Here is an 8,866-nt window from a genome sequence, read left to right on the forward strand (position 1 = left end):
CGGGTTCAGCGTGACTCTCCCTCTGACCGTTTGCCCCGCTCGGCGGCCAGCAGGTCGTCGACCGACGCGCTGCCCGCGCGGTACCGACCGCCGATCTCGTCGTTGAGCAGGTCCATCACCTTCTGCACCTCGCGCCTGCGCTGGGAGACCGAGGCCTCCTCCCGCTGGTAGGTCTGCAGGGCCAGCGCGAGCCGTTCGTCGGGCAGCGAGCCCACGTCGGAGAGGTCGGCGTCGGAGACCAGGGCCTCCACGTGCCGCCGGTGCGCCTCCGCGCGCGAGGGCTCCATCGTCTGGTAGCGCCCGGAGCCCATCGCCGGGCCGACCGCGTTGTCGGCGAGGATCACCGCGAGCTGGTCGACGACGGACGTGGACTCACCGGTCGCGCGCCTGCGCTGCTCGGCGCGGACGATGTCGATCCGGCCGTGCAGCAGCCTGCGCAGGTAGGACAGATCGGTCTCCTCCTGCGCCGCGTCGTCCCGGCGGGCACGAACCTCGACGAGGTCCAGCCCGGCCAGGCCCTCGACGTACTCCGGCGACAGCACCCTGTCGATGCGCCTGCGCCCACCCGGGCGGACTTCGATCACGGGCACATCCTCCGCCACTCGGTGCTGGATCGCCATATCTTGACGACAACGATGCTCAGCTCGCCACCCCCAGAAGTACCCTCGACTCGTCCGGACCAATCGGCGGCCGCTGCGCGATCCGGGCCAGGCCGGACGCCCGGGCCACGAGCTGGGCGTTGTCCTTCACCCGTTCGCCGCGGGCGTAGGAGATGGTGTCCTCCATCCCCACCCGAACGTGCCCACCGGCGGACAGGCTCGCCAGCAGCACCGGCAGGCTGGTCCGTCCGACCCCGGTCGCCGAGAACGTGGCCCCCTCGGGGATGAGCCGGAGCGCGGCGGCGAGGGTCTCGGTGTCACCCGGCATCCCGCCCGGGACACCCATCACCAGGTCGAGGTGCACGTGCCCGCCCGCGGGCAGCCCGTGCTGGTCGAGCAGGCGGCGCAGCGTGGTGAGGTGGCCGAGGTCGAAGATCTCGTACTCGGGCACGATCCCGCGCTCCTGCATCCGCTTGTGCAGCTCGACGATGAACTCCCACCGGTTCAGGAAGACGTCGTCGCCGAAGTTGACCGTCCCCATCGAACACGACGCCGAGTCCGGCCCGGCGTCCAGCACGGCCAGCCGGTCGGCCTCGGGATCGGTGACCGCCCCACCGGTGGACAGCTGCACGATGAGCCTGGTGTTCTCGCGAACGGCGGCCACCGTCTCCTTGAGCCTGCCCAGGTCCAGGGTCGGCTTGGCCTCGTCGTCGCGGATGTGCAGGTGGATCATCGCGGCCCCGACCCGCTCACAACCCCGCGCGGTCTGCACCAGCTCGTCCAGGGTGACGGGGAGATTGGGGACGTCGGCCTTGGTGTGCTCGGCCCCGGTGGGCGCGACCGTGATCAACGTGCCATGGCTGCCAGGACGGGTCGTCGACGATGACATGCCGCGATCCTGACACACATCCAGGCACGTGAAAGCCCCTCGTGTTGGTCTCGGCCAGTCCGGCCTCCGCCGAGGGCGCGGTGCGGATCTTGACCACGGTGCCGCCGATCACCACCTTGGTCGCGACAGCCTCCCCGGAAGTGCCGGTACGTAAACTGGGCGCAGCATCATCGGCGAAAGGTGTCCGTGCCATGGCATTCGACGAGCTTGCCGGATTGTCGTTCGGTGCCCGGTTGAAGGCGGTTCGGCAGCGCGCGGGCAAGACGCGTGCGGTGGTCGCCGGCCTGATGGGCTATTCCGAGAGCTGGCTCAAGTTCGTCGAATCCGGCCGCATCAAGCCGCCGGGGTTGCCTGTCCTCGTCCGCTTCGCCGAGGTGCTGGGCGTCGCGGATCTCGTTGAGCTGACCGGGAACCAGCCGATCGCCATGTCGGTCACCGGCCAGGCCGGGCACGAGGCGGTACCCGGGGTCCGGGAGGCGATCGAGGCGCCGCTGCTCGCGCCGGAAGCGGCAGTTGTGCCGAACGTGTCCACGTTGACCGCGCGGGTGGTCGACGCCTGGGCCCTCTGGCACACCTCCCCGACCCCGCGGGCCTCGGTCGGTGCGGTGTTGCCGCGCATCATCACCGACGCCCGGATCGCCTGCCGCACGTTGGACGGTCTGGACCGGCGCCAAGCGCACGCCGCACTGTCTTCTGCCTATGCCTTGTCCGAACAACTGCTCGCGTGGGTCGCGGACAGCTCACTGCTGTGGTTGGCCGCCGACCGGTGCATGACCAGCGCCGAGCAGGCGGACGACCCGATCGCGCTGGCGACCGCGGCCTGGGTGGTGGGGAACGTCTGGCGCTCGAGTCGCACCGATGAGGCGTTGGAGTTGGCCCACGACGCCGCGTCCCTGCTGGAGCCCCGGCTCGACACCAGCCAGGAGGCACGTGCGCTATGGGGCGCGGTCCGGTTGCACGGGTCCATCACCGCGGCCCGGATGGGCCGGGAAGGCGACGCGTTGCGCATGCTCGACCAAGCGGGCGAGATGGCCGGCCGCATGCCCACTGGCTACGCGCACCCCGCCACTCTCTTCGGCGGGGCCAACGCCGCGCTGACCGGGGTCAGTGTGCACGTCGAGCTGCGGAAAGGCGCCAAGGCGGTAGAGGCGGCTGAACTGGTCGACCCCGATACGGTGCCTTCGCTGGATCGGCGGGCCCGGGTCTGGCTCGAAGTCGCCCGTGGCTACCAGCAGCGCAAGGAGAGCACGGCGGCCTTGCACGTCCTGCAACGTGCGGTGGGCACCAGCCGGGAGTCCATGGCGTGCCACCCGCTTTCCCGTTCGCTTGCCGCCGAATTGGCCACAAAGGGCGGCGCACTGGTCGAGCGTGAGGCTCGGGTGCTCGCGGCCACGCTGGACGTCACCATTTAGCAGGCACCTTTCGTACCCGTTCGCGTACGGGGTGTGTATTCGGCGGTGTGTGGTGCGCGGGAGTTGTTGCCTGAGTCGTTGTTCGCGCCGTCCAATCCGGTGTGTCGGGGGTGTGTGGCGCGGGTTCGGCCGGCGCCGCGTGAGGTGCGGCGGTCGTGGTGGGGGCGGCTTTGCGGGCGTGTGGCGGGTGGTCGGTGATGGATCGGTGTGACGGTCGTGCCATGGCTGCCAGGACGGGTCGTCGACGATGACATGCCGCGATCCTGACACACATCCAGGCACGTGAAAGCCCCTCGTGTGCCGGAGCTCGCGACAGCGCTGTCCCGCACCTGAGCTCGGGGCGCCTGCCTTCGGGCTAGGCGACGGCGGTCAGATCGGTGCGGATGCGGCGGGCGAGGTCGACGACCCCGGCTTCGTCCTTCCAAGGCAGGCAGCGGTCGACGAGGTCGCGGGCGTAGTCGACCGCGCGCGCGGAGGCGACTCGGGTCAGGACGTCGACGGCGCGGTTGCCGTGGTGGAGTGCGGCTGCGAGGTCCGGCGCCGCTCCCTGCAGGTGGGTGCTGGCCACCACGATGAGCCGGAGTCCGTGCGATCGGGCGAAGGCGTCGACGGGGATGGCGGCTTCGGCGTCCCAGCGCCGTGCGGGTGCGGGTAGGCCCAGGTCTCGGTGGACCTCCACGGCGTCGGCGGCGAGCCGGCTGTGGGTGTAGAAGTCGATCCAGTCCGGGTCGTCACCGGTTTCGCGGTCCGCTCGGCGGATCAACAGGTCCGAGGTCGACAGTGCCCTACCTGCTGCCCGCGCACTACCCGCGCGGGCGTGCGCACGTGCCTCGATCAGCTTGAAGAAGGCCAGAACACGTGGTGTCGCGGTGGTCTTCGCCCGTTCGAACGCGCCGAGGCACATGTCGATCGCGTCGTCGTGGAAGCCGCGCAGTGATGCTTGCAGTGCCGCGCAAACCAGCACGTAGCCACCAAAGGGGACATCCCCGGCCGCTCGGGCCAACCGCAGCGCCTGGATGTAGTGCCGCTGCGCGGCGGCGTGCCTGCCGGTGTCGAACGCGGTCCAGCCCGCGAGCCGGGAGAGTTGGGCGGTGGCGGCGAACAGCTGCCTGCCGGTCCGGTCGGTGTAGCGCCCGTGCAGCAGAGGTGTGGCCTGCTCGCGCAGGCAGTCCACGACAGCACTGGAACGCCAGTTCCCACCCCCGAGACGTGAGTCCCACCGGCGGGCGTCGTCCGCGGCGGCCAACAGGTCGGCCACATCCGCCGCGCCGACGTGCCTGGTGGCTCCCACCTGGGCAGCGTGCGGGTCTGCGGGGGACGTGAGCCATCGCCGGATCGGCGTGGCCCAACCGGCCATCGTCAACCCGGTCGTGGCGAGGAAGTCTCGACGGTCCACCACGCTCCAGTAGTGGGTCGCACCCCTCACCGCCAAGGGCAGCTCGTGGGGGAAAGCCAGCCCCACGTCCAGGTCGATGTCCTCGACCCGCATCCCGATCTCAGCCAGGGTCACCGGCCTGCCGAGACGTTCACCGAGCGCTTGGGCGATCAGGGATCTGATCACTGGTTCCGGCATGATCCCACGTCGGGTCCAGTTGGCGACGCTGGTGTGCGTGTACGCCGTGCGCTTGTCCACTCCGGCGGCCAGCTGGTTGACGCGCATGGCCAGGCTCTTGCTGCTCGCCCCCGACTGGGTGATCAGGCTTCCGAGCAATGTGTTGGGCTTGCTTGCGCTCTGCTCCGACCTCGGCATCGCGTCACCTCCGGAGACCGTCACCTGTCACCCACGGTAAGCCAAAGGCGTCTGCAGCGTGAACGCGTGACGTGATCCGTGAGCCCCCTGCGTGAGCCTGCCCAAACCGGCCGAAAGGCCGTTTGCTCGCAGATGTCTAGCTCAGGAGGAGAGGCTGCGGTGGCTGGTGAGTTGGCGGTGTTGCCGATGACGTTCACGGATGGTCGGGATCACTTGGTGGCTGAGTCGTTGGTGGCGACCGGTGGTGTGCGGGGTGTGTATTCGGCGGTGTGTGGTGCGCGGGAGTTGTTGCCTGAGTCGTTGTTCGCGCCGCCCAATCCGGTGTGTCGGGGGTGTGTGGTGCGGGTTCGGCCGGCCCCGCGAGAGGTGCGGCGGTCGTGGTGGGGGCGGCTGTGTGGGCGTGTGGCGGGTGGTCGGTGATGGAGCGGCTCGAAGGTGGGGTGGGGGCCGCGGTGGCGGTGGTGGAGTTGTTGCGGTTGGCCGCGTTGGCTGGGCATCACTTGGCGGTGCACTCGTTGCCGGTGCCGTCGGGTATGGGGGTTTCGTTGATTGGTGGGCGGGCTGATCGGGTGGAGATCGGGGTGTCGGTGACGCCGTTGTCGGCGATGGCTGCGGCGTTGATGGCCTGGCACGAGACGTTGGTCGGGGCGTCTGCGATGTTGTTGGGGGAGACGGAATCCGATGGGCCGCGGGTGGAGATCCACGGTGAGTTCGGGGGCGGGACGCCGGTGCGGGTGGTGGCTTATCCGGATGAGGGTGATCTGGTGGGGTTGCGGGATGTGATCTGGATGGGGCCGCGGGTGTTGGCGTGGCTGCGTGCGGCGGCGGGCTGATGTCGACGAGGTTGGGTGGTTGGGTTCTGGGGGTGGAGTTGCGGCGTCTGCACCAGGCGGCCGGGTTCTCCCAGCGGGGGTTGGCGGCGGCGTTGGGGTGGGACCCGTCGAAGCTCTCGCGGGTGTTGGCGGGGTTGCGGGTGCTCGGCGAGGCGGAGTTGTTGCTGGTGTTGTGGGTGTGCGGGGTGCAGACCGCGAGGGAGCGTGACCGGTTCCGTTCGCTGGTGGCGCGGGCGTGTCAGTCCCGGTGGTGGCAGAGCCGTGACGACACCGATCTGAGTTTCCGGGTGGCTGATGTCCTGGAGGACCAGGCGCGGGCCATTCTCTGCCACGCGCCGACCACGGTTCCGGTGCTGCTGCGAACCACCCGATACGCGCAAGCGTTGCCCCAGACCGAGACCGCGACACCGGGGTTGTTCGACCGACACAGGCCACCGCGGTGTGCGTTCCTGGTTGGGGAGCGGGCGTTGACCCATCCCGGGCCGATGCCCTCGATCATGCGCGGCCAAGCCCGCCACCTCGCCGCACTGGCCCAGCAGGGGTCCATACGGGTGGTGCCTGAAGCGCAGGCGTTCGGTTGGGAGGGCTCGTTCCGGATCCTCGACGTCCCAGATCTTGGTCGGACTGTTCAGGTCGACCAACCGAAGTCGACGCTTTTCCTGCACGACAAGGAATCCGTCGACACCTATGCGGCGCTCGCCCGCAATGTCATGGCTGTCACCCTGGATGAAGAGCGGACGCGTGAGCGCTTGGCGGAGCTGGCGGGTGCCGTGCGGTGAGGCCGGTGCTCAGCCGCGCAGTCCCTGCGCGGCCGCGCGGCCCAGGGCCGGGGTGTCCGGGGGGATGGAGTCCGGGTCGATGGCCGCCTGCGTGGTCTCCTCGCCGCTGCGGATCACCAGCGGGGTGCCCGGTTCGACGGACCGCTTGATCAACGCCAACGCGATCGGACCCAGTTCGTGGTGCTGGACAACCGATCCCACGCGGCCGACCGCGCGTTCGCCCGCGTACACCACATCTCCCGTGTCGGGGAGCACGTCCGAGGCCCCGTCCAGGTGCAACAGCAGCATCCGGCGCGGGGGCCTGCCGACGTTGTGGACCTTGGAGACTGTTTCCTGCCCGCGGTAGCAGCCCTTCGCCACGTGCGCGGCGACGTGGACCCAATTGACCTCGTGCGGGATGGTCTTCTCGTCGGTGTCCACGCCCATCCGCGGGCGGGTGGACTCGACCCGCAGGGCGTCGAAGGCGAGGCTGCCCATCGGGCGGGCGCCGCCCTCGGTCAGGCGGGTCCACCAGGTCACCAGGTCGGTGCGGGGCACCAGCAGGTCGGCGGCGTCGTGGCCCGGCCACGGCATCCGGCGGACGATCACGTCCTCGCCCACCGCCACCGCGTACAGGCCGGTCGGGACCGGGAGGCCCACCTTCGCCAGCAGTTCCGGGGTCTCCGGGCCGACCAGCGACAGCACCGCCCGCTCCGCCGAGGCGTCCCGTGGCTCCACTTTGGACCAGAAGACCATCGACCCCAGGTACTCCAGCAGCGACACCTTCCCGCCGCGCGCACCCGTCGCGAGTGCCCCGTGCTCGGTGTCCAGCCAGACCGTGTCCCCGGCGTGCGCGACGAGCATGTGCGCGTCGACCCGGCCCTGGCTGTCGAGCACCAGGGCCTCGGTGCCCGAGCCAGACAGCAGACCCGTCACGTGCTGCGAGATCACCAGGTGCAGCCACGAGAGCCGCTCCTCGCCCGGCACCGCGATCACCGAGCGGTGCGAGCGGTCGACCACCGCCACCTTGCGCGCGGCGGCCCGCTGCTCGGCGAACGGGTCGCCGAAGTGCCAGGGCACGCCCTCGTCGACCGCGCCGTCGGGGGCGCGCACGGCGCCGGGCAGGTCGAGGATCGGGGAGCGGTCGGTCACGGGGTCTCCTGGGCGCAGCTCTGGCACGTTCCGGACAACGCGAGGTGCCCCGCGTCCAACTCGAACCCGTGGGCGGTCCGCAGCACCGCGGACAGCTCGTCCATCACCGAGCGCGGTGACTCGTCGACGTGCCCGCAGCGGTGGCAGACCAGGTGGACGTGCTCGTGCTCGTGCACCGAGTACTTGGGCGCGCCGTGGCCGAGGTGGGTGTGCCGGACCAGGTCCAGCTCCTCCAGCAGCTCCAGGGTGCGGTAGATGGTGGTGATGTTCACCGTCGGCGTGGCGCGCTGCACGTGCTGGCACACCTGCTCCGGTGTGGCGTGCTCCAGCTCGAGCAGCGCGTCGAGCACCAACTGCCGCTGGGGGGTCATCCGCATGCCGCGTTCGTGCAGCGTGGCACGCAGTTCGGCGCGCCTGCGCGAGGTCGGATGGGCGGTCTCCACCCCGTCAATGGTAGGCCGTCGCCAGGCGTAGGGTGCTGCGCATGCGCGTGCTGGTGATGTTGGACGGGACCCTCGCTGATCCGGACGCCCCGCACCTGCGGGTCGACGACCTCGGGCTGATCCGCGGCGACGGCGTCTTCGAGACCGTCCTGGTCGTCGACGGCGCGCCCCGTGAGCTGGGCCCGCACCTCGACCGGCTGGCCCGGTCCGCGCGGATGCTCGACCTGCCCGAGCCCGACCGCGCCGCCTGGGAGCGGGTCACCCGGGTGGTGATCGACGCTTGGCCCGAGCCCGGTGAGATGGCGCTCAAGCTCGTCTACACCCGCGGCCCCGAGTTCGGCGACGGCACGCCCACCGGGTTCGCGCTGGGGCTGCCGCTGAGTCCCAAGGCGCTGCGCAACCGCGAGTCCGGCGTGAGCGCGGTGACCCTGGCCCGCGGCTTCGACCCGGACATCGTCGAGCGCGCGCCGTGGCTGCTGCTGGGCGCCAAGACCCTCTCCTACGCGGTGAACATGGCCGCCATGCGGCACGCCGAGGCCCGGGGCGCCGACGAGGTGATCTTCTTCGCCGCGGACGACTCCGTGCTGGAGGGACCGACCTCGACCGCCGTCCTGGTCAACGGCCGCACCCTGCGCACGCCCCCGCCGAGCAGCGGGATCCTGCCCGGCACCACCCAGGGCGCGCTGTTCCGCGCGGCCGACCGGGCGGGGTGGACCACCAAGGTGGAGCCGTTCTCCCGCGCGGAACTGGCGCGCGGCGACGGGCTCTTCCTGGCCTCCAGCGTCCGCAAGATCACCCGAGTGCACACCCTCGACGGCATCGCCCTGCCGGACTCGGGCGCGCTCGGCGCCGAGCTGAACGCGCTCTACGAATCGGAGTACTGAGCCCTGATACTGAGCCCGGCTAGGGCCTGTATCGAAGTCGATCAGAGCCATTCGTTGATCGCGGCGACATAGACGGTGGCTTCGTAGCGCACGGCCAGCTTGTCGTACCGGGTGGCCACGGCACGGTGGCGTTTGAGCCGGTTGAT

Annotated in this window: 9 protein-coding genes; 4 read left to right on the top strand and 5 right to left on the bottom strand. The window is 70.6% G+C overall.

From position 1 onward, the window contains the following. Nucleotides 1-5: 5 nt before the first annotated feature. Nucleotides 6-584 (bottom strand): RsiG family protein, encoded by a 579-nt coding sequence (locus QSK30_RS06520; protein ID WP_285500382.1) that lies wholly within the window; start codon nt 582-584, stop codon nt 6-8. 55 nt (nt 585-639) lie between these two features. Then, nucleotides 640-1,488 (bottom strand): beta-keto acid cleavage family enzyme, encoded by an 849-nt coding sequence (locus QSK30_RS06525; RefSeq protein ID WP_285500383.1) that lies wholly within the window; start codon nt 1,486-1,488, stop codon nt 640-642. A gap of 98 nt (nt 1,489-1,586) precedes the next feature. On the opposite strand from QSK30_RS06525, the gene QSK30_RS06530 reads away from it, so the two are divergent. Then, nucleotides 1,587-2,900, top strand: coding sequence for a helix-turn-helix domain-containing protein (locus tag QSK30_RS06530; RefSeq protein ID WP_285500423.1), 1,314 nt, complete (start codon nt 1,587-1,589; stop codon nt 2,898-2,900). A gap of 355 nt (nt 2,901-3,255) precedes the next feature. Here the strand turns inward: QSK30_RS06530 and QSK30_RS06535 are convergent, their stop codons facing one another. Continuing rightward, nucleotides 3,256-4,650 (bottom strand): NsdA family TPR-like regulatory protein, encoded by a 1,395-nt coding sequence (locus QSK30_RS06535; protein ID WP_285500384.1) that lies wholly within the window; start codon nt 4,648-4,650, stop codon nt 3,256-3,258. A 452-nt stretch (nt 4,651-5,102) separates the two neighbouring features. On the opposite strand from QSK30_RS06535, the gene QSK30_RS06540 reads away from it, so the two are divergent. Both QSK30_RS06540 and QSK30_RS06545 read left to right on the top strand, forming a co-directional pair. Then, nucleotides 5,103-5,483 (top strand): hypothetical protein, encoded by a 381-nt coding sequence (locus QSK30_RS06540; protein WP_285500386.1) that lies wholly within the window; start codon nt 5,103-5,105, stop codon nt 5,481-5,483. After that, a complete protein-coding gene (locus QSK30_RS06545) occupies nt 5,483-6,262 on the top strand; it encodes a helix-turn-helix domain-containing protein (RefSeq protein WP_285500387.1) in 780 nt (259 codons plus the stop codon). The genes QSK30_RS06540 and QSK30_RS06545 overlap by 1 nt, the downstream gene beginning before the upstream one ends. Nucleotides 6,263-6,271: 9 nt before the next feature. Here QSK30_RS06545 and ygfZ read toward each other — a convergent pair whose 3' ends face one another. Together ygfZ and QSK30_RS06555 are read right to left on the bottom strand one after the other, a co-directional pair. After that, nucleotides 6,272-7,393: a CAF17-like 4Fe-4S cluster assembly/insertion protein YgfZ gene (gene ygfZ / locus QSK30_RS06550; RefSeq protein WP_285500389.1), complete on the bottom strand. Its 1,122-nt coding sequence runs from the start codon at nt 7,391-7,393 to the stop codon at nt 6,272-6,274. Continuing rightward, nucleotides 7,390-7,770, bottom strand: a complete 381-nt coding sequence (locus QSK30_RS06555) for a Fur family transcriptional regulator (protein ID WP_285500425.1) — start codon at nt 7,768-7,770, stop codon at nt 7,390-7,392. The genes ygfZ and QSK30_RS06555 overlap by 4 nt, the downstream gene beginning before the upstream one ends. Before the next feature lie 107 nt (nt 7,771-7,877). Here QSK30_RS06555 and QSK30_RS06560 point away from each other — a divergent pair, with 107 nt between their 5' ends. Beyond that, complete coding sequence (locus tag QSK30_RS06560; RefSeq protein WP_285500391.1) at nt 7,878-8,720, top strand: aminodeoxychorismate lyase; 843 nt, start codon at nt 7,878-7,880, stop codon at nt 8,718-8,720. Nucleotides 8,721-8,866: the final 146 nt, after the last annotated feature.

This window comes from Actinokineospora sp. NBRC 105648, assembly GCF_030269645.1.
Classification (GTDB): Bacteria; Actinomycetota; Actinomycetes; order Mycobacteriales; family Pseudonocardiaceae; genus Actinokineospora.